We start from the raw sequence: 568 nt of genomic DNA, 5'->3' as shown, positions 1-568 counted from the left end.
AGGGACACCCGGCAAGTTCTACCGGGTTCATGTTCAGAGCGAAGTCACGCCGACTCAAATTGATGATCTTTTCTCGTCCTACGACGGCCTGACCAAAGAGCTGGACGACTGGCTGCGCAGTGAGTGGGCCGGGTTTAAACCGCGGTGGTCGCAGTCGACCTTTGCGGCTGCCGGTAACGGCATGCTCGCGGGCAGTTGGAAGGCGATTGTGGGTGTATGGGACAGCATCAGCCTGCTCTCGGACATTCTGAAGGATCCCCGCAAGTTCGCTGAACGGTTGGGCAGTGGTGCTGGCGAGCTGGAAAAGCTGGCAGAAAAATTTCCGGCCACGATGGCAAAAGTCCAGCTGCTGGTCAGTGACGAAGCGGCGCTCTGTTTGCTGCTGCGCACCGCCAGCCTCTGGCTGGAAATGCTGCCACCCAGCGAGATCGCCGGCAAAACCGCCGAAGCGGTTTCAACGGCGGTGGTGCAGCTGCTCATCGACATTCTGATCGGGATTGTCCTGACCTTCGCCGGTGCGGGGGCGGGCGTTGCCTATCTGGGGATGCGCCTTGCGAACTACGGTGCG

General features: G+C 60.6%; 1 pseudogene. It reads left to right on the top strand.

Annotation, left to right across the window (positions count from 1 at the left end):
* Nucleotides 1–568, top strand: a pseudogene (locus AC1DSG_RS31640) (type IV secretion protein Rhs); the annotation flags it as partial.

This window comes from Pseudomonas sp. P5_A12, assembly GCF_056400685.1.
This window is presented reverse-complemented; position numbering and strand designations above follow the sequence as displayed.